This window comes from Streptomyces sp. NPDC088197 (assembly GCF_044741185.1).
In the GTDB taxonomy this organism is placed as follows: domain Bacteria; phylum Actinomycetota; class Actinomycetes; order Streptomycetales; family Streptomycetaceae; genus Actinacidiphila.
In genome coordinates this window covers 797,616-819,533 of record NZ_JBIUSD010000003.1, presented here as the reverse complement: position 1 = coordinate 819,533, position 21,918 = coordinate 797,616, and the positions used below count along the sequence as shown (strand labels likewise).

Genomic DNA, 21,918 nt, shown 5'->3' with positions numbered 1-21,918 from the left:
CACGCCCCTCACATCCGGAAGACGCCGTAGCCGGGCGCACCCGGATCGGCGGTCGGAAGGGGGGCGTTGGCGCAGGCGGTGAGGGCCAGGCCGAGGACGGTACGGGTCTCCAGCGGGTCGATCACACCGTCGTCCCAGAGCCTGGCGGTGGCGTAGTAGGCGTTGCCCTGCGTCTCGTACTGCTCGCGGACCGGGGCCTTGAACGCCTCCTCCGCCTCCTCGCTCCACTTCTCGCCCGCGGCGGCGAGCTGGTCGCGCTTGACGGTGGCCAGCACGGACGCGGCCTGCTCGCCGCCCATCACCGAGATCTTGGCGTTGGGCCACATCCACAGGAAGCGCGGGCTGTAGGCCCGGCCGCACATCGAGTAGTTGCCCGCGCCGTAGGAGCCGCCGATCACCACGGTCAGCTTGGGCACGCGCGCGCAGGCGACCGCCGTGACCATCTTCGCGCCGTGCTTGGCGATGCCGCCCGCCTCGTACTGGCGGCCGACCATGAAGCCGGAGATGTTCTGGAGGAACAGCAGGGGGATGCCGCGCTGGTCGCACAGCTCGATGAAGTGCGCGCCCTTGAGGGCGGATTCGGCGAACAGGATGCCGTTGTTGGCCACGATGCCGACCGGATGGCCCTGGATGTGGGCGAAGCCGGTGACCAGCGTGGTGCCGTACTCCGCCTTGAACTCGGCGAAGCGGCTGCCGTCCACCAGCCGCGCGATGACCTCGCGGACGTCGTACGGGGTGCGGGAGTCGACCGGTACCGCACCGGTCAGCCCGGCCGGGTCCACGGCGGGCGGCTCCGCGGGCCGTACCGTCCACGGCGGGGCGCCGCGCGCGGGCAGGGTGGCGACGATGTCGCGGACGATGTCCAGCGCGTGGGCGTCGTCCTCGGCGAGGTGGTCGGTGACGCCGGAGACCCGGGAGTGCACCTCGCCGCCGCCCAGTTCCTCCGCGGTGACGACCTCGCCGGTGGCCGCCTTCACCAGCGGCGGGCCGCCGAGGAAGATCGTGCCCTGATTCCGTACGATCACCGCCTCGTCGCTCATCGCCGGGACGTAGGCGCCGCCCGCGGTGCACGAGCCCATGACGGCGGCGATCTGCGGGATGCCGCGCGCGGACATGGTGGCCTGGTTGTAGAAGATCCGGCCGAAGTGGTCGCGGTCGGGGAAGACCTCGTCCTGCCGGGGGAGGAAGGCGCCGCCGGAGTCGACCAGGTAGACGCACGGCAGCCGGTTGTCCAGGGCGATCTCCTGGGCGCGCAGATGCTTCTTGACCGTCATCGGGTAATAGGTGCCGCCCTTGACCGTGGCGTCATTGGCGACGACCACGACCTCACGCCCCGCGACCCGGCCGATCCCGGCGATCACCCCGGCGGCCGGTGCCTGCCCGTCGTACATCCCGTCCGCGGCCAGCGGCGCCAGCTCCAGGAAGGGCGAGCCGGGGTCGAGCAGCCCGTCCACCCGGTCTCTGGGCAGCAGCTTTCCGCGCGCGGTGTGGCGGGCGCGGGCTCTCTCGCCGCCGCCGAGCCGCGCGGCGGCCAGCTTGTCGCGCAGGTCCGCGGTCAATGCGGCATGAGCCTGCGCATTGGCCTGATACGCCTCTGACGCCGGATCTGCGGCGCTGGACAGGGCGGGTGCTGCCATGGTTCGGCCCCCCGGATGTTAGCGAGCGTTAACGTGATGACTCCACGTTAACGCTCGCTAACTCGGTTGTCTAGACTCGATCTCATGAACCCGACGAAGACGGCGGAGAACCGTCGCGAGCAGATTCTCCGAGAGGCCGCCCGGCTCTTCGCCGAGCGCGGCTTCCACGGGGTCGGTGTCGACGAGATAGGCGCCGCGGTCGGCATCAGCGGCCCGGGTCTCTACCGGCATTTCGCGGGCAAGGACGCCATGCTCGCCGAGCTGCTGGTGGGCATCAGCGGCCGGCTGCTGACCGCGGGCAAGATGCGGGTCGCCGAGGCGACCGGGCCCGTCGAGGCGCTCGACGCGCTGGTCCGCGGCCATATCGACTTCGCGATCGACGACCGGCCGCTGATCACGCTGCACGACCGCGAGCTGGACCGGCTGCGCGACTCCGACCGCAAGCTGGTCCGCCAGCTCCAGCGGCAGTACGTCGAGGAGTGGGTCGCGGTCGTGCGGCTGGTCCATCCGGGCGCCACCGAGCTGGAGGTGCGCGCGGCCGTGCACGCCGTCTTCGGTCTGCTCAACTCCACTCCGCACCTCGGCGAGCGCGGCGGACTGCCCGGCAGGACCGCGATGGCGGCCCTGCTGCACCGGCTCGCCCTCGGGGCGCTGGACGCGCTGGACGGTCTGGACAGCACGGCCGACTGGCGGGTAACTTACTGAGCGCTTGCTTAATGCTCGATTGTCGACCGCCCCGGCAGCGGACCCGGTCGCGGATGGGAGGCGCGCTGTGCGTCGTACGGTGTTCAACGAGGACCACGAAGCGTTCCGCGAGACGATACGTGCCTTCATCGAGGCCGAGGTCGTCCCCGTCCACGACGAGTGGCTGGCGGCGGGCCTGGTCCCGCGCGACTTCTACTACAAGCTCGGCGAGCTGGGCGTCTTCGGCATCGAGGTGCCCGAGGAGTTCGGCGGCGCGGGCGAGCACAGCTTCAAATTCCAGGCCGTCATCAGCGAGGAGTGCGCCCGCGCGGGCGTCAGCTTCGGCGGCAGCGGGGTCCACGTCGGCCTCTGCCTGCCCTACGTGATGGCCTACGCCACCGACGAGCAGAAGAAGCGCTGGCTGCCCGGCTTCGTCAGCGGCGAGACGATGTTCGCCATCGCCATGACAGAACCCGGCACCGGCTCCGACCTGGCGGGCATGAAGACGACGGCCAAGCTCTCCGCCGACGGCACGCACTACGTGCTCAACGGCGCCAAGACCTTCATCACCGGCGGCGTCCACGCCGACCGCGTCATCGTCTGCGCCCGCACCGCCCCCGCCACGCCCGAGGACCGCCGCGCGGGCATCTCCCTGTTCGTCGTGGACACCAAGGCCGACGGATACGCGGTCGGCCGCAAGCTCGACAAGCTCGGCCTGCGCACCTCCGACACCGCGGAACTCTCCTTCTCCGACGTCAAGGTCCCGCTCGAGGACCTGCTCGGCGAGGAGGGCAAGGGCTTCTCCTACCTCGGACAGAATCTCCCGCAGGAGCGGCTGGGCATCGCCGTCGGCGCGTACGCCCAGGCCGCCGCCGCGATCCGCTTCGCCCAGGCGTACGTCCAGGACCGGACCGTCTTCGGCCAGACCGTCGCGTCCTTCCAGAACACCAAGTTCGAACTCGCCGCCTGCAAGGCCGAGGTGGACGCCGCGCAGGCCGTCGTCGACCGCGCCCTCGAAGCGCACGACAAGAAGGAGCTGTCGGCCGCGGACGCCGCCTCCGCCAAGCTCTTCTGCACCGAGGTCGCCGCCCGCGTCATCGACCGCTGCCTCCAGCTCCACGGCGGCTACGGCTACATGAACGAGTACCCGATCGCCCGCCTGTACGCCGACAACCGCGTCAACCGGATCTACGGCGGCACGAGCGAGGTCATGAAGTCCATCATCGCCAAGTCGATGGGCCTGTGACCGTAGACCCATCCGTGAGAAGCGGCGGACGCGTGAATGCCGAAGGACCCGTGAACGACTCCCGGGATCCGCTCCAGTCCCTGCTCGATCTGCTCGACCTGGAGCGGATCGAGCGGGACATCTTCCGCGGTGTCAGCCGGTCGGCCGTGGTGCCCCGGGTCTTCGGCGGCCAGGTCGCCGCACAGGCCCTGGTCGCCGCGGGCCGCACGGCGCCCGAGGACCGCGGCGCGCACTCGCTGCACGCCTATTTCCTGCGGCCCGGCGACCCCGGCGCGCCGATCGTCTACCAGGTCGACCGGATCCGCGACGGCCGCTCCTTCACCACCCGGCGGGTCGTCGCGATCCAGCACGGCCAGCCGATCTTCCACCTCTCGGCGTCCTTCCAGGTCCACGAGGAGGGCCTGGAACACCAGGAGCCGATGCCGTACGCGCCCGACCCGGAGACGCTGCCGACGGCCGAGGAGATGCTGCCCGTACACGCCGCGCGGTTCCCCGACCCCACCGTGGTCGACCGGATACTCGAGACCCGCGCGGCCGTCGACCTGCGTTACGTCGAGGACCCGCCGTTCCTCACCGCGGGTGTCATCCGCGAACCGCGCTCCCAGGTCTGGTTCCGCGCCCGCGGCAAACTGGCCGACGACCCGCTGCTCCACGTCTGTCTCGCCACCTATGTGTCGGACATGACCCTGCTCGACTCGGTCCTGCTCGCCCACGGCCGCGGCGGCTGGACGGTCGGCGACGTGGTCGGCGCGAGCCTGGACCACGCCATGTGGTTCCACCGGCCCTTCCGGGCCGACGAATGGCTGCTCTACGACCAGCAGAGCCCGTCCGCCTCCGGCGGTCGCGGCCTCGGCACCGCCCGGATCTACACCCGCGACGGGCAGCTCGCCGTCTCGGTGATCCAGGAGGGCCTGGTGCGGGTGCCGCGCGACTGACGCTCACCCTTTCGGGTGAGCGCGGATTTCCGCTCCCGGATACCAGACACGCGGAGCATTCCGGCGCGGTGGCTCCCGAGGCGCGCCCCGGCTCTGATCGGACGGCTCCGCCTACGCCGCCTCGACCGCCGGTCCGACCGGCAGCGTCGCCCGTACGAGAAAGCCCCCGGTCGCCGCGGGCGACGCGATGAATTCGCCGCCGAGCTGCACCGCCCGCTCGCGCAGCCCGGCGAGACCGTGGCCGCCCGAGGGCAGGGCCGGTCCCGGCGCCGCCGACGCGGGTCCGTTGCGCACCTCCACCACCAGCACGTCGCCGCTGTGCCGCACCAGGACGCGGGTTTCCGCGCCTGGCGCGTGCTTGCGGATGTTGGTGAGCGCTTCCTGCACGATGCGGTACGCGGCGTGCTGGACGTCCCACGGCAGGCGGGCGACGTCGGCCGGGGCCATGGCACCGGGCAGTTCGCCGTGCGTGCCGGGTCCCGCGGCGGCGACCAGCGCGGGGATGCCCGCGAGGCCGGGGCCCGCGTCCAGCGTCTGCCCCGACGTCACCGGCAGCCGCAGCAGCCCCACCATCCGGCGCAGCTCGTCCAGCGCGTCCCGGCTCAGCTCGCGCACCGCCCCGGCCGCCGCCCGCGCCTGCGGTCCCCGCGCGGTCGCCTCCAGGGCACCGGACTGCACGGCGATCAGGCTGATGTGGTGCGCCACGGTGTCGTGCATCTCGCGGGCGAGCCGGGCCCGCTCCCGTACCACCGCCTGTTCCGCGGCCAGCTCTCGCTCCCGTTCCCTGCTGGCCGCCAGCTCCTCCAGCCGCCCGGCCAGCTCGCGCCGCGAGGCGGCGAACAGGCCCAGCGCGGTCGGCGCCAGGGCCAGCAGCGAGGACAGCATCACCGCGAGGATCGTGTCCGACAGCCCCCAGGGCGCCGGGGCGCGGAACGGCCAGGGCACGCAGGAGACCGTCGCCGCGAGCAGCGCGCAGCCACCGATCAGCAGGGCGCGGCGAGATATCACGCGCTCACCCGAACGGGTGAGCGTGGCCGATGAGGTAGCGGCCGTCGTCCCGGGTGGTACGAGAGCCGCCCGGGCAGAGGAACCGGCGGGCGGCGTACCGGAGGGCGCGCTCTTCGAGGGCCGGGCCGGAGAAAACGGCCACCCTTGTGCGCGGTGACGGTCGGGGCCGCCCGCGGCGATCTCGTAGAGCGCGCCCATCGGCGAGAACCAGATGTAGCCGAGCGAGAGCGCGGGCAGGGTCGCGGCGAAGGCGATCAGCGGGAAGCGGTGCCGGAACAGCAGCGCCAGCGTGCCCAGGGCCGCGAAGGCGAACGAGACCGGGCCGCCGAAGGAGCGCGTCGCCCACACCTCGGTCGCGGAGAGGGCGAACAGCGCGGCGTCCGGCAGGGCGACACGTGGCTTCACGATCACTTCGGCACCCGTACCAGCCCGGCCTGGTGCGCGACGACGGCGGCGGCCACCCGGTTGGGCGCGGCGAGCTTCCGCAGCACCGCCCGCACATGGTCCTTGACGGTGCCGACCGAGATCCCCAGCTCCGCGGCTATCCGGGCGTTCGGCAGCCCGGCCGCCAGCAGCCGCAGCACCTCGGTCTCGCGGTCGGTCAGCGGCGCCAGGGCCGCGGCGTGGGCGGACGCCTCGGGCGTACCGGGCCCCTTCGCGCCGTCGGAGCCGGGCGGACCGCCCAGGAAGCCGTCGACGACCGCGCGGCCCACGGTGGGGGTGAAGACGGTGCCGCCGCGCGCCATGACGCGTACCGCGTCGATCAGGGTGCCGACCGCGGTGTCCTTGAGCAGGAAACCGGTGGCGCCCGCCGCCATCGCCGCGCGCAGATGGGCGCTGGTGTCGAAGGCGGTCAGCATGGCGACGGCGGGCGGCGAGGGCAGTGCCCGCAGGGCGCGCAGGACGGTCAGTCCGTCGTCGGGCGGCGGCATCACCGCGTCCAGCAGGACGAGGCCGGGACGCGTCGCGGTCACCGTCCCGACGGCGTCGTGCCCGTCGCAGTCCGCGACCACCCGGATGTCGCCGGAGGATTCGAGGATGCTTCGCAGGGCGGCCCTGACCAGTGCTTCGTCATCGACGATCACGACCTGGACCACTGCGCCTGCCTTCCTCGCCCCCTCTTGACCCTGATGTTCCTTTTGTTCCTTCATTGATGGTAGCGAGCGTAGCGACGGACCGGGACCGCGTCAGTTCCGCGCGGCCTGATCTGCGGCGGTCAGATCGGCGGTCGCCAGCAGATACGCGGTCAGCGGCGCGTAGTGCTGCGGCGGCACATTGTCGTCCAGCGGGACGGTCACCAGCAGGCTGCCCTCCGCCTCGCCGACGAAAAGGGCCGGGTCGTTGCAGTCCGCGAAGCCGACCGTTTCGATGCCGCGCTCGCCCGCGTACCCCGCCCAGCCGTGGTCGGCGATCACCAGATCGGGCAGCGGCTCGCCGTCGCGCTCCAGCGCGTCCAGGATCTCCCGCATCGGGTCGGGCGAGTGGGTGTGCACCAGACCGCCCGCCCGGTGGACCATGGAAACGGACGCCAGGTGCCGGATCTCACCGCCGTCCGCGTACAGGCGCTCCGACGGGGTGATCAGCGTGCAGCCCGCCTCGCGCAGCGCGGCGGCCAGCTCCCAGTGGACGGCGAACAGACCCGCCGGGTGACCGGTCGCCACCAGCACCCTGGAGCCGTTTTCCGCCGCCTTGTGCAGCACATCGGCCATCCGGTCGAGCGCGTCGATCGTCAGCTCGGGATCGATGGTGTCCTGCCCGTGCCGGTGCCCGGGATCGGCGACGACACCGCACCGCTCGGCCATCAGCTCCAGCACCGCCGCCTGGTCGTCCCAGCGGTCACCCAGCTCCAGGCCGAACCAGTAGTAGCGATTTCCCTCGGCCAGCGCCCGGAAGTGGTCGAGGTTGTTCTCGCGGCTGGTCGCCACGTCGCCGGCTATCCGGGTGCTGGTCAGATGGGCGACGAGGGCCTGGCGGGTGGGTGCTGCGGCAGCTGGATCCATGGGCATGCGCACATTGTCCCGCTCCGCCGCTCGGACGTGCGTCCGGCCGGGGATCGACGCCGAGGCGTAATCGGAACCCCCGATTGGAGGAAACGTACATTCCGGTGGCTTCCGGCGGCCACGTAGGGTCGGCCTCGCCCCTCAGGCGGGCGATCCCCAACGAAAGAGGCAGCCACCCATGAGCAGCGCAGAGCCGCGCGGCCCCGTCGACTCCTCGCGTATCCCGCGCTACGCGGGACCGGCCACCTTCGCGCGCCTGCCGCGCCTGGACGAGGTCGGCGCCGCCGACGTCGCGGTCGTCGGCGTGCCCTTCGACTCCGGCGTCTCCTACCGGCCCGGCGCGAGGTTCGGCGGCAACGCGATCCGCGAGGCGTCACGGCTGCTGCGCCCGTACAACCCGGCGCAGGACGCGTCGCCCTTCGCGCTCGCCCAGGTCGCGGACGCGGGCGACATCGCCGCCAACCCGTTCGACATCAACGAGGCCGTGGAGACCGTCCAGGCCGCGGCGGACGACCTGCTGGACACCGGTGCCCGGCTGATGACGCTCGGCGGCGACCACACCATCGCGCTGCCCCTGCTGCGCGCCGTCGCGCGCAAGCACGGCCCGGTGGCGCTGCTGCACTTCGACGCGCACCTGGACACCTGGGACACCTACTTCGGCGCCGAGTACACCCACGGCACGCCCTTCCGGCGCGCGGTCGAGGAGGGCATTCTCGACACGTCGGCGCTGTCGCACGTCGGCACGCGCGGCCCGCTGTACGGCAGGAAGGACCTGGACGACGACGAGAAGATGGGCTTCGGGATCGTGACGTCCGCCGACGTCATGCGGCGCGGTGTCGACGAGGTCGCGCAGCAGCTCAGGGAGCGTGTCGGGAACCGTCCGCTGTACATCTCGGTCGACATCGACGTGCTGGACCCGGCGCACGCGCCCGGCACCGGCACCCCGGAGGCCGGCGGCCTCACCTCCCGCGAGCTGCTGGAGATCCTGCGGGGCCTGGCCGACTGCCACCTGGTGTCGGCCGATGTCGTCGAGGTCGCCCCGGCCTACGACCACGCCGAGATCACCTCGGTCGCGGCCTCGCACACCGCCTACGAGCTGACGACGATCATGTCCCGGCAGGTCGCCGCGGCCCGCTGACGGCCCCTCCAGGGCCGCCCCGCGGGCCTGTTCGCGGCCCCTCGGCGGCCTGGCCGGCGTCGCCCCGGGGACTACGACCAAGGTCGCACCGCCCCGCGACCTTGGTCTCCCATTTGTTGCGGGAGGATGAAACGCGCACGCCGGAGCGTTGCAGCCTCCGGCGGCAACGGGTGGACGGACGGGCTGGAGGACGCGGGTGGCAAGGTCGTTGACCAGGGCGAGGACGACGAAGGAAGGTCCTGTCCCCGGTGAGGGGGCGGCGGCGCGGACGCCGAAGGAGCGGGGCTGGCTGTGGCGGCTGACCACGTACTGCTGGCGCTACCGCCGCAATGTGCTGCTCGCGATGGGCGCGTCACTCGGCGGCATGGCGGTGACCGCGCTGGTCCCGCTGGTGCCGAAGCTGATCATCGACGACGTGATCGTCAGGCACGACAAGCCGCTCGCGCCCTGGGCGTTCACCTTGATCGCGGCGGCCGTCGTCGTCTATGTGCTCACCTATGTGCGGCGCTACTACGGCGGACGGCTCGCCCTGGACGTCCAGTACGACCTGCGCAATGAGATGTTCCGCTCGATCATGCGCCTGGACGGCCGCCGCCAGGACGAGTTGAGCACCGGCCAGGTCGTCGGCCGCGCCACCAGCGACCTCCAGCTCATCCAGGGTCTGCTCTTCATGCTGCCGATGATGATCGGCAATCTGCTGCTGTTCGTGCTCTCGCTCGTGGTGATGCTCACGCTGTCGCCGCTGCTCACCCTGGTCGCGCTCGCGGTCGCCCCTGCCCTGTGGTTTATCGCCGACCGGTCGCGTAAGCGGCTGTTTCCCGCGACCTGGTACGCGCAAGGTCAGGCGGCGGCCGTCGCGGGCATCGTCGACGGCTCGGTCACCGGTGTGCGCGTGGTGAAGGGCTTCGGCCAGGAGCAGCAGGAGATGGACAAGCTGGAGACGGTCAGCCGCAAGCTGTTCGCCGGCCGCCTCCGTACCATCCGCCTCACCGCCCGCTACAGCCCCGCGCTCCAGGCGGTGCCCTCCCTCGGCCAGATCGGCATGCTGGCGCTCGGCGGCTGGATGGCGACCCGCGGCCAGATCACCCTCGGCACCTTCGTGGCCTTCTCCACCTACCTGGCGCAGCTCACCGGCCCGGTCCGGATGCTGACGATGATGCTCACCGTCGGCCAGCAGGCGCGGGCCGGGGTCGAGCGGGTCTACGAACTGATCGACACCGAGCCCACGCTGACCGACGGCACCAGGACGCTGCCTGCGGACGCCCCCGCCACCGTCGACTTCGACCACGTCACCTTCGGCTACACCGAGGACCGGCCGGTCCTCGACGGCTTCGACCTGCGCGTCGAGCCCGGCGAGACCGTCGCCGTCGTCGGCTCCTCGGGCTCCGGCAAGTCCACGGTCTCGCTGCTGCTGCCGCGGCTGTACGACGTGACCGGCGGCGCCGTACGCGTCGGCGGCGTGGACGTACGGGAGCTGACCTTCGAATCGCTGCGGTCCGCGATCGGCATGGTGCCCGAGGACAGCTTCCTGTTCTCCGACAGCGTGCGGGCGAACATCCTCTACGGCCACCCGGACGCCACCGAGGAGGAGATGCTCGCCGCCACCCGCGCCGCGCAGGCGGACGGCTTCATCTCCGACCTGCCCGACGGCTACGACACGGTCGTCGGCGAGCAGGGCCTGACCCTGTCCGGCGGCCAGCGCCAGCGCGTCGCCCTGGCCCGCGCGATCCTCACCGACCCCCGGCTGCTGCTGCTCGACGACGCCACCTCGGCGGTCGACGCCCGGGTGGAGGCGGAGATCTTCGACGCGCTGCGCGAGGTGATGCGCGGCCGTACGACGCTGCTGATCGCCCACCGCCGCTCCACGCTGGCGCTCGCCGACCGGATCGCCGTACTGGACGCGGGACGCCTGGCGGACGTCGGCACGCATGAGGAGTTGCAGGAGCGCTGCCCGCTCTACCGCGCGCTGCTCACCGACCCGGACGCGCTCGGTGCCGACGTGGTCGATCTCGACCCGGCGGGGCGGATCGAGTGGGAGGCGGCGCAGACGGACATGGCCGCGGCGCAGGCCGAACTGGCGGGGGCGCGGACCGAGGGCTGTACGGACGGCCTCGACGGCTTCGAGTGCCCGCTCGACGAGGACGACCCGGCGCGGGGCGACGGCGCTTGTCCCGACGCTGCGACTCCGGGGGCGGTGACTCCGGAGCTGTGGCCTGCCGACCGGCGGGCCGCGGCCGAGGACGACGACCGGCGGAGCGCCGGCGCGGGCGCCTCCGGGCCGGCGCGGGTCGCCCCCGCCCAGGGCGGCATGGCGGGCGCGCTGGCGGGCATGCCCGCCACTCCCGACCTGCTCGCCAAGGTCGCCGCGCTGCCGCCCGCCCTGGACACCCCGGAGGTCGACGAGGACCGGGCGCGGACCGCCGAGGAGAAGTTCGGCCTCGGCAGCCTGCTGCGCGGCTTCCGCACCCCGCTGCTGCTCAGCCTGGCGCTGGTTGCCGTGGACGCCATCGCGGGACTGCTGCTGCCGGTGCTGATCCGGCACGGCATCGACGCGGGCGTCCGGCAGGCGGCGCTCGGCGCGGTCTGGGTGGCGTCGCTGCTCGGCCTGGTCCTGGTGATCGCGCAGTGGGCGGCGGAGTGGGGCTCGACCCGGCTGACCGGCCGCACCGGCGAACGCGTCCTCTACACCCTGCGCGTGAAGATCTTCGCGCACCTGCACCGGCTCGGCCTCGACTACTACGAGCGCGAGCTGACCGGCCGCATCATGACGCGGATGACCACGGACGTGGACGCGCTGTCGACGTTCCTCCAGACCGGGCTGGTCACGGCGCTGGTCAGCGTCCTCACCTTCCTCGGCATCCTGGTGGCGCTGCTCGCCATCGACGTCCAGCTCGCCCTGATGGTCTTCGCCACGCTGCCGATCCTGATCGTCGCCACCTGGGTCTTCCGCCGTAAGTCGGTGAAGGCGTACGAGTTGGCGCGCGAGCGGATCGCCGTCGTCAACGCCGACCTCCAAGAGCACGTCGCGGGTCTGCGGATCGTGCAGGCGTTCCGGGGGGAGCGGCGCGGGGCGGAACGATTCGCCGAACGCGGTGACGACTACCGGACGGCGCGGGTGCGCGGCCAGTTCCTGATCTCCGTCTACTTCCCCTTCGTTCAGCTGCTGTCCAGCGTGGCGGCGGCGCTCGTCCTGATCGTGGGCGCGCACCGGATCAGCGCGGGGACGCTCACGGCGGGCGCGCTGGTGGCGTATCTGCTCTACATCGACCTGTTCTTCTCGCCCGTGCAGCAGCTCTCGCAGGTCTTCGACGGCTACCAGCAGGCGTCGGTGTCGCTCGGCCGGATCCGTGAGCTGCTGCACGAGCCGACCGCCACCCCGGCCGCCGCCCGGCCGCGTGAGGTCGGAAGGCTGCGCGGCGAGATCGCCTTCCGCGACCTGCACTTCAGGTACGGCGGCGAGGGGGCCGAGGGCGCGGAGGCGCTCAGCGGCGTGAATCTGCGCATCCCCGCCGGACAGACCGTCGCCTTCGTCGGCGAGACCGGCGCGGGCAAGTCCACCCTGGTCAAGATGGTCGCGCGGTTCTACGACCCGACCGACGGCGCGGTGCTGGTCGACGGCACCGACATCCGCGAACTCGACCTCACCGCCTACCGGCAGCGCCTCGGCGTCGTCCCCCAGGAGCCGTACCTCTTCGCGGGCACGGTGCGCGACGCCATCGCGTACGGACGGATGGGCGCGACCGACGCGGAGGTCGAGGCGGCGGCGCGGGCCGTCGGCGCGCACGCGATGATCGCGACGCTGGAGGGCGGCTATCTCCACCAGGTCGCCGAGCGGGGCCGCAATCTGTCGGCGGGACAGCGGCAGTTGATCGCCCTGGCCCGCGCCGAACTGGTCGACCCCGCCGTCCTGCTTCTCGACGAGGCGACCGCGGCCCTCGACCTGGCCACCGAAGCCCTCGTCAACCAGGCCGCCGACCGGCTCGCCACCCGGCGTACGACGCTGGTCGTCGCGCACCGGCTGAGCACGGCGGCCCGCGCGGACCGGGTCGTCGTCCTCGACCACGGGCGGGTCATCGAGGACGGCACCCACGCGGCGCTGCTGGCCCGCGACGGCCGCTACGCCGAGCTGTGGCGCACCTTCACGGGCGAGGTACGCGCGGTGGCGTGACGGGAGGACCCGTCGCCCGTGCGACGAACCGGCGGGTCCCGCCTTCCTGGCCTGCCGTCCTTCTGCCCTTCTGGGCTCCTGGCGTCCCGCCTTCGGTCAGCCGAAGGCGGGACGCGCCGGGATCCGGTCCTTCGGCACCTCGAACACCACCGTCACGCGGAAGTCCGTCAGGCACTCCGCCGTCGGCGTCGGCTGCTCGACGCGCAGCTTCAGCGAGTTGCCCGCCACGCCGAGCGTCGCCGACGTGGCCGCGCTGCACCCGGTCGACTCGGTCCAGCCGACCAGCACGTACCGCCCGAAGTCCGTCGCCGCCCCGCCCGCCGAGATCTCCGCCGCCGTCTTCCCGTCGCTGTGCGCCGCGGTGGTGGCGAAACGGTCCAACTCGCCCCGGTCGCGCAGTACCTCGTGCGTCCCCGCGACGGCCCGCACCGACGACGAGAAGTACACGACGCGACTGGCGATCGACCCCGTCCCCGACGTCGTCCCGCCCGTGGTGGGGCCACCGGTCGTCGGCGTCGCGGTCGTCGGCTCGGTGGTCGTCGGCGGCGCGGTGGCCGTGTCGCCGCTCGGCGTCACGGGCCCGGTCGTGCTGGACGGCGCGCCGTCCGCCGCGTCCGAGGTGCCGCTCCCGCAGGCGACGGCACCCAAGGTCAGCGAAACGGCCAGTGCCACGGCCCAGGCCGCTCCGCGCTGATTCACCTTCACGGTCAGCATGCCGGTGTGACGGTCCCCGACCCCGCACGGTTCCGCGATGGCCTCAGGGGCATGGTCACCGCCCGGCTGCGGGCGCGGCGGACGGTGCGGAAATCGTGGGCGCATGCCCCGATCATCCGTCCTCGGCGGCCGATCCGGGCCCAGCCGCCCAATGCGACCTCAACGTGTCGACCGCCGCGACGATCGAGGGCCTGCGCGCGGCCCCCGTCCGCCACAGCGCGTACAGCCGCCGCACCGGAGCGGGCTCCAGCGGTACGACCGCGACGCCCTCGGGCACCGGTCCCCGCCCCAGCCTCGGCACCAACGCGATACCGAGCCCCGCCCCCACCAGCGCCAACTGCGTCCCGTACTCGCCGACCTGGAAGGCCATGTCCGGCTCCGTCCCGGCCTCCCGCAACGTCCGCACCAGCCAGTCGTGGCACACCGACCCCGGCGGCTGGCAGATCCACCGCTCGTGCGCCACATCCGCCCGCGTCAGCGACGCCCGCTCGGCCAACCGGTGCCCGGCAGGGACCAGCACGTCGCACCGGTCGTCCCCGATGACCGCCCGCTCCAAGCCAGGCGGCGCGGGCAGCGGCGCGATGTCCCAGTCGTGCGCCACGGCCAGGTCCACCGCCCCGCGCGCCACCAGGTCCACCGACAGATGCGCGTCCACCTCCAGCAGCCGGAGCTCCAACGCGGGGTGCGCCGAGGTCAGTTCCCCCAGCACTCCGGGCAGCAGCCCGCAGGCCGCCGTCGGGAACGCCGCCAGCGTCAGTCGTCCCGTGGGCCGTCCGCGCTGCTCCTCCAGCGTGACCTCGGCCGCCTCCACGATCGACATCAGCCGTTGCGCGGTCTCCACCAGCAGATGCGCCGCGTCCGTGAGCGCCACCCCGCGCCCGTGCCGCTCCAGCAGCACGGACCTGGTCTCCCGCTCCAGCTTGGAGATCTGCTGCGAGACCGCCGACGGCGTGTAGCCGAGCGCTTCGGCCGCCGCGCCCACCGACCCGTGGACGTGCACCGCGTGCAGCGCCCTCAGCCGCGCCAGATCGAGCATGCCCTTCAGGCCGAGTCGGCCAGCAACCGGGACAGGTGCTCGCGCGCCGGGCCGAGCAACCCCGCCAACTCCGGCACCTGCGGATACCAGCGCTTCTCGTACTCCCAGCACAGCCAGCCGTCCCAGTCCGCCCGGCTCAGCACCTCGACGGTCTCCGCCAGCGGCAGCACCCCGGCCCCCAGCGCCAGCGGCGTGGTGTCCGCCGCCGAGGCGATGTCCTTGACCTGGACATAGCCCAGGTACGGGGCCAGTGCCGGATAGGTCGTGGACGGCTGCTCACCCGCCAGCCAGGTGTGCATCACGTCCCAGATCGTGCCGACCCCCTGGTGTCCGACCAGGCCCAGGATCCGCGCGACATCGGCGCCGCCGCGGTGCGAGTCATGGGTCTCCAGCAGTACCCGCACCCCGAGGTCGGCGGCGACCGGCGCCACCGCTGCGAGCCGGCGCGCGGCGACCGCGTCCGCCTCCTGCGACTCGGTGTCGCCTCCGCCGGGGAACACCCGCACGTAGGAGGCCCCCAGATCGGCCGCGAGGGTCATCGCAGCGCCGATCTCGTCGAGCACCGGCTGGTCGTCCCCGGGCGCGGCCACCTTGGCGTAGGCGGCCACGGTGAGGATCTCGACCCCGGCCTTGCCGAACTGCTCCACCACGTCGGCGCGTTCACCGGCCGAGAGACCGGGGTGGACCGGTTCCTCGTCACTGGCACGCAATTCGACGCCGTGGAAGCCGTTTTCCGTCGCGAGCCGCACCACCTGCTCGATGGGCAGGGCCGGGACGCCGAGAGTGGAGAAGGCGAGTTTCATTCGCCGGACACTAGGCACCGCTTCCTGCCGGGTCAACCGCGTTCGGCCCCGCCCGACCCGTGTTCAGCCCCTGCTCGGCACCTGTTCAGCCGCGAACGATGCCCTGCGCGCGGGCCGCCGCCAGCCAGTCGGGGAACTCCGCCATGAGCTGGTCGTACAGCACCGCGTCCGATATCGATCGCGGGTCCTTGCCCGCGGGGAAGAACCCCGCGTTGTCCACCACCCGTTTGGCGGGTACCGGCAGTTCGTCCAGCCGCCGCAGGAAGCGGAATTCGTCGTCCCCGAATCCCACGAACTGCCAGAAGATCGGCAGCTTCGCCGCCTTGCACAGCACCTCGATGGTCGCGCCCTTGTTGATCGGCCCGCCGTCGGTCTGGAACACCACGAACGCGGGCGCCGTCGACCCCGACCGCTGATAGTGCTCGATGACCGCTTCCATGGCAGCCGCGTAATTGGTGCGACCCATATGGCCGTACGCCTCATTGAGCTTGTTGATCCGGCCGCCGTACCGCGTCAGCGACACCTCGTCCACACCGTCGACCTCGGTGGAGAAGAACACGACGGGGACGATGCCGTCGTCGTCGAAATGCGCGGCCAGGCCGAGTGTCTGCTCGGCGAGATGCTGGACGGTGCCGTCGTTGTAGAACTCCCGCATGCTCCCCGAGCGGTCGAGCACCAGATAGACCGCGGCGCTTTCGCCCGACAGCCGGTGCTTGTCCAGGCTGACGGCCGCCTGCTTGTAGAGGCTGACCAGACCGGGCGCGGTCTGCTCCACCTTCTGCATCGAAATCGCCATGGAATCCCCCTATACCGTGTCTGCGATGTCGTGTCGGCCCTGCGGCGCTTTCCCCTACAGCGCCAAGTGCCAGTCCTGCCCCATGAGTTCGCGGCCGAAGCTGTGATGCCGCTGCTCCGCGACGAGTTCGAATCCCGCGCGCTGATAGATCGTTCGGGCGCCGGCCAGTATGTCATTGGTCCACAGGACCAGATCGGTGTAGCCGGCGGAGCGGGCGAAGGCGATGCATTCGTCCACCAACAACTTGCCTATGCCGTGTCCCCGGGCGGCCGGATCGACCAGCAGCAGCCGTAGCCGCGCGGTGCCCGGCTCCTTGTCGCGTACACAGAAGACGCAGCCCGCCCGCTGTCCGTCGAGTTCGGCGATCCACACCGCGTCGCGCTCCGGATCGCGATGGGCGGCGAAGTCCGCGACGATCTGGGCGACCAGCGCCTCGTACTCCTCGTTCCACCCGAACTCCGTCGCGTAGACCTCCGCGTTGCGCTCGATGGACCACCCCAGATCGCCGGGGCGCGCGCCGCGCAGCACGACCCGCGACGCGGACGGCTCGCCGCCGGTGGCCGGGGCACGGCCGTCGCCACCGCTGTCGCCGCTGACGGTGTTGTCGCGCAGTATTTCCCGAACCGTCCGCATCGCCTCGGACAGCCGCGGCCGGTCCTGCGGACGTATGCGGTCCACCAGCGAGCCCACGGCTTCCTCCGACCGCTCCTCCAGCAGCGACGCGGCCTGCCTCCCGTGCGTGGTCAGCTCTATCCGCTGCCGCCTGGCGTCCTGTTCTGACGGGCCGCGGGTGACCAGTTGCCGCTCCTCGAATTTGGCCAGCATCCGGCTGAGATGGCCCGCGTCAAGCGACAACTCCACCCGCAGGTCGGCCGCGTCGGTCCGCGGGGCGTGCGCCAGCTCGTACAGCACGCGCGCCTCGGTGAGGGTGAACGGTGTGTGCAGGTGGCGGCTGTAGTCGAGCGCACCGATCAGGTTGGTGTAGAAGCGGTTGAATTCGCGGATCTCCCGGACGGCCATGATCAATCCCCCATTTTCTTTGCCCGAGTCAAAGGTAGGCGGATGCGGGGCCGGGCGGAAGACCCCTCCGAAACCTGTGGATAACTTCAGTCGGACCTGCCCGACGGCGGCGCGGTCGACCCGCGGACCATGAGTTCCGTACGGATCGTGGCGACCCCGCCCGGCGGCGGGGACAGCCGCCCCATCACCAACCGCCCGGCTCGCGCGCCCGCCTCCTGCAAGGGAATGCGGACCGTCGTCAGGGCCGGGGAGACATCGGCGCTGAACGGCAGATCGTCGAATCCGGCGACCGACACGTCACCGGGAATGCTCAGCCCCTGGTCCCGCAGCGCCGCGCACACGCCGAGCGCGACCGTGTCGTTCGCGGCCACGATCGCGGTCAGACCCGCGTCCCGCCGCAGCAGTTCGAGCGCTGCGTCGTAGCCCGACGCCCGGTCGTACGTCCCGTGCACCGTCAGCCGCTCCGCGTACGCGTCCGGATCCGAGGTGATCCGGGTGCCGCTCGCGGCCAGGGCCGCACGGTGGCCCTCCAGCCGGTGCCGGGAGGTGCTGCGCTCGACCGGCCCCGTCACGTAACCGATTCTGCGGTGGCCCAGGGACAGCAGGTGCTCGGTCAGCCGCCGCGCGCCGCCGCGGTTGTCGAAGGCGACGGTGGCCGCGACGAGCCCGCTGTCCGGCAGGGTCAGCGGGGGACGGCCGCACAGCACGACATTGGCGCCGGACGCGGCGAGCCGGGTGAGCCGTGCGGTGACCGCCGCCGTGTGCTCCGCGCTCTCCACGGCGCCCCCGGTGAGGACCACGCCCGCCGCGCGCTGGCGTTCGAGCAGCGTGAGATAGGTGAGTTCGGCCTCGGGGGATCCACCGGTGTTGCACACGACGGCGAGCTTGCCGCCGCCCGGCGCCGCGCCCGCGCTGATCTCGGCCTGGACGGCGCTCGCGATGAGCCCGAAGAAGGGGTCGGCGACATCGTTGACGAGGACGCCGACCAGGTCGGAGGTGGCGGCGGCGAGGGCCCGCGCCTGGCCGTTGACGACATAGTCCAGTTCGGCGACGGCGCGCCTGACCCGCTCCCGAGTGCTTCCCGCGACCGGGTAGTTGCCGTTCAGAACACGGGAAACGGTCGCCGACGACACTCCGGCGCGCGCCGCCACATCGGCCAGAGTCACTGCCATCTCGGTCCGGTCCTTCTGCAGGGGGCGGTGGGCGCGAGGGGCGCCGTGAGGTGCGCGTTCCCGCTCGCAGGGGCACATGGTCTCACTTCGTGGACGCGAGGGGGAGCGGTGGCGCATGTGAGAGAAAGCGCTTCCATTCACCACCAGGAGACTCTTGTCGAACGCAGGCCGTAGCAGCTAGCGTAAACGAGCAGAAAGCGCTTGCTATTGCCGTGCTGGTGACCGTGGACGCGTTCCCTGCACCCGGCAGCGACGAGAGGACTTGTCACGTGACACGCAGGACAGTGCGGATCGCCATGAACGGCGTCACCGGGCGGATGGGATACCGGCAGCACCTGGTCCGCTCCATCCTGAGCCTGCGTGAGCAGGGCGGACTCGACCTCGGCGACGGCACCACACTGTGGCCCGAGCCGATCCTGCTGGGCCGGCGCGAGCACGCGCTGCGGGCCATGGCCGAGCGGCACGGCATCGAGCACTGGTCGACCGACCTCGACGCCGTCCTCGCCGACCCCTCCGTCGACATCTATTTCGACTCGCAGGTGACCGCGGCCCGCGAGACCGCGCTGAAGGCGGCCATCGCCGCGGGCAAGCACATCTACTGCGAGAAGCCCACCGCCACCTCACTCGACGGAGCGCTGGAACTAGCCCGGCTCGCCACATCCGCGGGCGTCAAGCACGGCGTCGTGCAGGACAAGCTCTTCCTGCCGGGCCTGCTGAAGCTCAAGCGGCTCATCGACGGCGGCTTCTTCGGCCGGATCCTGTCCATCCGCGGCGAATTCGGCTACTGGGTCTTCGAAGGCGACTGGCAGAGCGCCCAACGCCCCTCCTGGAACTACCGCTCGGAGGACGGCGGCGGCATCGTGGCCGACATGTTCCCGCACTGGGAGTACCTGCTGCACGAGCTGTTCGGCCGGGTCCGTACCGTCCAGGCGCTGGCCACCACCCACATCCCGCAGCGCTGGGACGAGAAGGACAAGCCGTACGACGCCACCGCGGACGACGCCGCCTACGGTGTCTTCGAACTCGAGGGCGGCGCCGTCGCACAGATCAACTCCTCCTGGGCGGTGCGCGTCAACCGCGACGAATTGGTGGAGTTCCAGGTCGACGGCACGCTCGGCTCCGCGGTCGCCGGGCTGCGCAACTGCCGCGTCCAGCACCGTTCCGCCACGCCGAAGCCGGTGTGGAATCCGGACCTGCCCGCCACCGAGTCCTTCAGGGACCAGTGGCAGGAGGTCCCGGACAACGGCGACTTCGACAACGGATTCAAGGTCCAGTGGGAGCTGTTCCTGCGGCACGTCGCGCTCGACGAGCCCTGGCAGTGGGACCTGCTGGCCGGTGCCCGGGGCGTCCAGCTCGCCGAACTTGGCCTGGCCTCCTCCGCGCAGGGCCGCCGCTTCGAGGTTCCGGAGCTGGCGCTGTGAGCATCCTGCTGCCGGACGCGTCCGGTGAAACGCGCACCTATGTGCCGCGTTCGGAATCCGTCACCTATAGCGCGGATCTTCCGCTGCGCAGCCGTGTCGTGTACTCCGCCGCCCATGTCGTGGCCGACCCGCTGCGGACGGCGGCGGACGAGCCCGCGGCCGTCGACTGGGACGCCACTCTCGCCTTCCGCCGCCATCTGTGGTCGCACGGGCTGGGCGTGGCCGAGGCCATGGACACCGCGCAGCGCGGCATGGGGCTCGACTGGGCGGGCGCGGCGGAGCTGATCCGCAGGTCGGCGGCCGAGGCGCGCGCCGTCGGCGGCCGGATCGCCTGCGGTGTCGGCACCGACCAGCTCACCGGTCCCGCCGCCACACTGGACGAGGTCGCCGCCGCCTACGAGGAGCAGTTGGCGCTCGTCGAGGCGACCGGTGCGCAGGCCGTCCTCATGGCGTCCCGCGCCCTCGCCGCGGTCGCGAAGGGCCCTGAGGACTATCTGGAGGTGTACGGGCGGCTGCTGCGTCAGGCCGGCGACCCGGTGATCCTGCACTGGCTCGGCCCGATGTTCGACCCGGCGCTTGCCGGGTACTGGGGCAGCGACGATCTGGACGCGGCGACCGACACCTTCCTCGACGTCATCAAGGCCCACCCGGACAAGATCGACGGCGTGAAGATCTCGCTGCTCGACGCGCGGCGCGAGGTCGAACTGCGCCGCCGCCTGCCGCAGGGCGTGCGCTGCTACACCGGCGACGACTTCAACTACCCCGAGCTGATCGAGGGCGACGAACAGGGCTTCAGCCACGCGCTGCTCGGCATCTTCGACCCGCTCGCGCCCCTGGCGTCGGCGGCCGTCAGCGCCCTCGACACCGGGGACGCCGCCGGGTTCCGCCGCGTCCTCGACCCCACCGTCGAGTTGTCCCGGCACCTGTTCCAGACACCGACACGCTTCTACAAGACCGGTGTCGTCCTGCTCGCCTGGCTGGCCGGGCACCAGTCGCACTTCAGCATGGTCGGCGGTCTCCAGTCGGCCCGTTCCCTGCCGCATCTCGCCCGCGCCTACGAACTGGCCGACCGGATCGGCCTGTTCCCCGACCCCGGACTCGCCGGGGCTCGGATGCGCGGCCTGCTCGCCGTATACGGAGTGGACGCATGACCGTACCGACGTCGCATGACCCCGAGTCCTCCGCATCCGCCTCTCACGACGACGTGCACAGCGACGTGACCGGCGACCTCTCGCGGCTGAGCATCAACCAGGAGACCGTCAAGCAGTGGTCGCTGCCCGAGCTGGCCAAGGGGTGCGTGGCGGCCGGGATCGGCTCGGTGGGGCTGTGGCGGGCGCCGGTGCGGGAGTACGGCGTCGAGCGTGCCGCGGACCTGATGCGGGACAGCGGGCTCACCGTGACATCGTTGTGCCGCGGCGGATTCTTCACCGCGACCGACCCGGCGGAGCGGGCGACCGCGCTGGACGACAACCGCGCGGCGATCGACGAGGCGGCGACGCTGGGAACGGCCACCTTGGTGCTGGTTTCCGGCGGCCTGCCCGCGGGCGACCGCGACATCGCCGCCGCCAGGGAGCGGGTCGCCGACGCGATCGGCGAGCTGGCGCCCTACGCGGGGGAGCGCGGGGTACGGCTCGCGATCGAGCCCCTGCACCCGATGTACGCCTCCGACCGGTGTGTGGTCTCCACGCTCGGCCAGGCGCTGGACATCGCCGAGCGCTTCCCCGCGGACCAGGTGGGTGTCGTGGTCGACACCTATCACCTGTGGTGGGACGACATGGTGCCTACGCAGATCGTCCGGGCCGGAGCGGGCGGCAGGATCGCCTCCTTCCAGGTCGCCGACTGGGTGACGCCGCTGCCGGAGGGGGTGCTGCTGGGGCGGGGACAGCTCGGTGACGGCTGCGTCGACCTGCGGGGACTGCGTGAGCAGGTGGACGCGACGGGCTTTCGCGGGCCGGTCGAGGTGGAGATCTTCAACCCCGCGCTGTGGGCCAGGGACGGCGCTGAACTGGTCGCCCAGATCGCCGATCGGTACCTCCGGCACGTTCTCTGAAAAAACTTGAGAGATTACGCATCCGTCGTACAACCCTTCCGGGGGGTCGGTGGTCTTACTGGGCATCAAGGCTCCTGGGAGGGGTTTCAC

Annotated in this window: 18 protein-coding genes; 8 read left to right on the top strand and 10 right to left on the bottom strand. The window is 71.9% G+C overall.

The annotated features are described in order from the left end of the window. Window positions 1-8: 8 nt before the first annotated feature. The gene (locus ACIOC1_RS11950) at window positions 9-1,637 is read right to left on the bottom strand and encodes a carboxyl transferase domain-containing protein (protein WP_355336998.1); all 1,629 of its coding nucleotides are present in this window, start codon (window positions 1,635-1,637) and stop codon (window positions 9-11) included. A gap of 84 nt (window positions 1,638-1,721) precedes the next feature. Between ACIOC1_RS11950 and ACIOC1_RS11945 the strand changes: the two genes are divergently transcribed. From ACIOC1_RS11945 to ACIOC1_RS11935, 3 genes are all read left to right on the top strand, one after another. Then, window positions 1,722-2,342, top strand: coding sequence for a TetR/AcrR family transcriptional regulator (locus tag ACIOC1_RS11945; RefSeq protein WP_355337000.1), 621 nt, complete (start codon window positions 1,722-1,724; stop codon window positions 2,340-2,342). Between the two features lie 67 nt (window positions 2,343-2,409). Further along, window positions 2,410-3,567 (top strand): acyl-CoA dehydrogenase family protein, encoded by a 1,158-nt coding sequence (locus tag ACIOC1_RS11940; RefSeq protein WP_355337002.1) that lies wholly within the window; start codon window positions 2,410-2,412, stop codon window positions 3,565-3,567. 50 nt (window positions 3,568-3,617) lie between these two features. Continuing rightward, window positions 3,618-4,502 (top strand): acyl-CoA thioesterase domain-containing protein, encoded by an 885-nt coding sequence (locus ACIOC1_RS11935; RefSeq protein ID WP_391160509.1) that lies wholly within the window; start codon window positions 3,618-3,620, stop codon window positions 4,500-4,502. A gap of 111 nt (window positions 4,503-4,613) precedes the next feature. On the opposite strand, the gene ACIOC1_RS11930 is transcribed toward ACIOC1_RS11935, so the two are convergent. The 3 genes from ACIOC1_RS11930 to ACIOC1_RS11920 all read right to left on the bottom strand — a co-directional run bounded on the left by ACIOC1_RS11930 (window position 4,614) and on the right by ACIOC1_RS11920 (window position 7,516). Beyond that, on the bottom strand, window positions 4,614-5,915 hold the full coding sequence (locus tag ACIOC1_RS11930) for a sensor histidine kinase (protein WP_401853585.1): 1,302 nt from the start codon (window positions 5,913-5,915) through the stop codon (window positions 4,614-4,616). A gap of 2 nt (window positions 5,916-5,917) precedes the next feature. Next, the gene (locus ACIOC1_RS11925) at window positions 5,918-6,607 is read right to left on the bottom strand and encodes a response regulator transcription factor (RefSeq protein WP_355337008.1); all 690 of its coding nucleotides are present in this window, start codon (window positions 6,605-6,607) and stop codon (window positions 5,918-5,920) included. Between the two features lie 90 nt (window positions 6,608-6,697). Further along, a complete protein-coding gene (locus ACIOC1_RS11920) occupies window positions 6,698-7,516 on the bottom strand; it encodes a phosphatase (protein ID WP_401853582.1) in 819 nt (272 codons plus the stop codon). 172 nt (window positions 7,517-7,688) lie between these two features. On the opposite strand from ACIOC1_RS11920, the gene speB reads away from it, so the two are divergent. Further along, complete coding sequence (gene speB, locus ACIOC1_RS11915) at window positions 7,689-8,648, top strand: agmatinase (RefSeq protein WP_355337012.1); 960 nt, start codon at window positions 7,689-7,691, stop codon at window positions 8,646-8,648. 208 nt (window positions 8,649-8,856) lie between these two features. Beyond that, window positions 8,857-12,816 carry an ABC transporter ATP-binding protein gene (locus tag ACIOC1_RS11910; protein WP_401853579.1) on the top strand — a complete coding sequence of 1,320 codons (3,960 nt, stop codon included), beginning with the start codon at window positions 8,857-8,859 and terminating at the stop codon, window positions 12,814-12,816. A gap of 96 nt (window positions 12,817-12,912) precedes the next feature. Here ACIOC1_RS11910 and ACIOC1_RS11905 read toward each other — a convergent pair whose 3' ends face one another. The 6 genes from ACIOC1_RS11905 to ACIOC1_RS11880 all read right to left on the bottom strand — a co-directional run bounded on the left by ACIOC1_RS11905 (window position 12,913) and on the right by ACIOC1_RS11880 (window position 18,357). Further along, complete coding sequence (locus tag ACIOC1_RS11905) at window positions 12,913-13,530, bottom strand: hypothetical protein (RefSeq protein ID WP_401853576.1); 618 nt, start codon at window positions 13,528-13,530, stop codon at window positions 12,913-12,915. Window positions 13,531-13,642: 112 nt separating this feature from the next. Then, window positions 13,643-14,566 (bottom strand): LysR family transcriptional regulator, encoded by a 924-nt coding sequence (locus tag ACIOC1_RS11900; protein ID WP_401853574.1) that lies wholly within the window; start codon window positions 14,564-14,566, stop codon window positions 13,643-13,645. Between the two features lie 5 nt (window positions 14,567-14,571). Beyond that, a complete protein-coding gene (locus ACIOC1_RS11895; protein ID WP_188280311.1) occupies window positions 14,572-15,369 on the bottom strand; it encodes a sugar phosphate isomerase/epimerase in 798 nt (265 codons plus the stop codon). A gap of 85 nt (window positions 15,370-15,454) precedes the next feature. Beyond that, complete coding sequence (locus ACIOC1_RS11890) at window positions 15,455-16,165, bottom strand: VWA domain-containing protein (protein WP_401853570.1); 711 nt, start codon at window positions 16,163-16,165, stop codon at window positions 15,455-15,457. 54 nt (window positions 16,166-16,219) lie between these two features. Further along, window positions 16,220-17,185: a GNAT family N-acetyltransferase gene (locus tag ACIOC1_RS11885; RefSeq protein ID WP_401304758.1), complete on the bottom strand. Its 966-nt coding sequence runs from the start codon at window positions 17,183-17,185 to the stop codon at window positions 16,220-16,222. Between the two features lie 86 nt (window positions 17,186-17,271). Next, entirely contained in the window at window positions 17,272-18,357 is a 1,086-nt protein-coding gene (locus ACIOC1_RS11880; protein ID WP_391046891.1) for a substrate-binding domain-containing protein, read from the bottom strand. A gap of 269 nt (window positions 18,358-18,626) precedes the next feature. On the opposite strand from ACIOC1_RS11880, the gene ACIOC1_RS11875 reads away from it, so the two are divergent. The 3 genes from ACIOC1_RS11875 to ACIOC1_RS11865 all read left to right on the top strand — a co-directional run bounded on the left by ACIOC1_RS11875 (window position 18,627) and on the right by ACIOC1_RS11865 (window position 21,828). Continuing rightward, window positions 18,627-19,778 carry a Gfo/Idh/MocA family protein gene (locus tag ACIOC1_RS11875; protein ID WP_401853567.1) on the top strand — a complete coding sequence of 384 codons (1,152 nt, stop codon included), beginning with the start codon at window positions 18,627-18,629 and terminating at the stop codon, window positions 19,776-19,778. Beyond that, the gene (locus ACIOC1_RS11870; protein ID WP_401853565.1) at window positions 19,775-20,929 is read left to right on the top strand and encodes a dihydrodipicolinate synthase family protein; all 1,155 of its coding nucleotides are present in this window, start codon (window positions 19,775-19,777) and stop codon (window positions 20,927-20,929) included. The genes ACIOC1_RS11875 and ACIOC1_RS11870 overlap by 4 nt, the downstream gene beginning before the upstream one ends. Before the next feature lie 65 nt (window positions 20,930-20,994). Next, window positions 20,995-21,828 (top strand): sugar phosphate isomerase/epimerase family protein, encoded by an 834-nt coding sequence (locus ACIOC1_RS11865; RefSeq protein ID WP_401853665.1) that lies wholly within the window; start codon window positions 20,995-20,997, stop codon window positions 21,826-21,828. Window positions 21,829-21,918 lie beyond the last annotated feature (90 nt).

Excerpts from the sequence above, each read along its gene's own strand:
- ACIOC1_RS11950 (WP_355336998.1), bottom strand. The coding sequence starts at position 1,637 with ATGGCAGCACCCGCCCTGTCCAGCGCCGCAGATCCGGCGTCAGAGGCG.
- ACIOC1_RS11945 (WP_355337000.1), top strand. The coding sequence starts at position 1,722 with ATGAACCCGACGAAGACGGCGGAGAACCGTCGCGAGCAGATTCTCCGA.
- ACIOC1_RS11920 (WP_401853582.1), bottom strand. The coding sequence starts at position 7,516 with ATGCCCATGGATCCAGCTGCCGCAGCACCCACCCGCCAGGCCCTCGTC.
- speB (WP_355337012.1), top strand. The coding sequence starts at position 7,689 with ATGAGCAGCGCAGAGCCGCGCGGCCCCGTCGACTCCTCGCGTATCCCG.
- ACIOC1_RS11905 (WP_401853576.1), bottom strand. The coding sequence starts at position 13,530 with ATGCTGACCGTGAAGGTGAATCAGCGCGGAGCGGCCTGGGCCGTGGCA.
- ACIOC1_RS11900 (WP_401853574.1), bottom strand. The coding sequence starts at position 14,566 with ATGCTCGATCTGGCGCGGCTGAGGGCGCTGCACGCGGTGCACGTCCAC.
- ACIOC1_RS11895 (WP_188280311.1), bottom strand. The coding sequence starts at position 15,369 with ATGAAACTCGCCTTCTCCACTCTCGGCGTCCCGGCCCTGCCCATCGAG.
- ACIOC1_RS11890 (WP_401853570.1), bottom strand. The coding sequence starts at position 16,165 with ATGGCGATTTCGATGCAGAAGGTGGAGCAGACCGCGCCCGGTCTGGTC.
- ACIOC1_RS11885 (WP_401304758.1), bottom strand. The coding sequence starts at position 17,185 with ATGGCCGTCCGGGAGATCCGCGAATTCAACCGCTTCTACACCAACCTG.
- ACIOC1_RS11880 (WP_391046891.1), bottom strand. The coding sequence starts at position 18,357 with ATGGCAGTGACTCTGGCCGATGTGGCGGCGCGCGCCGGAGTGTCGTCG.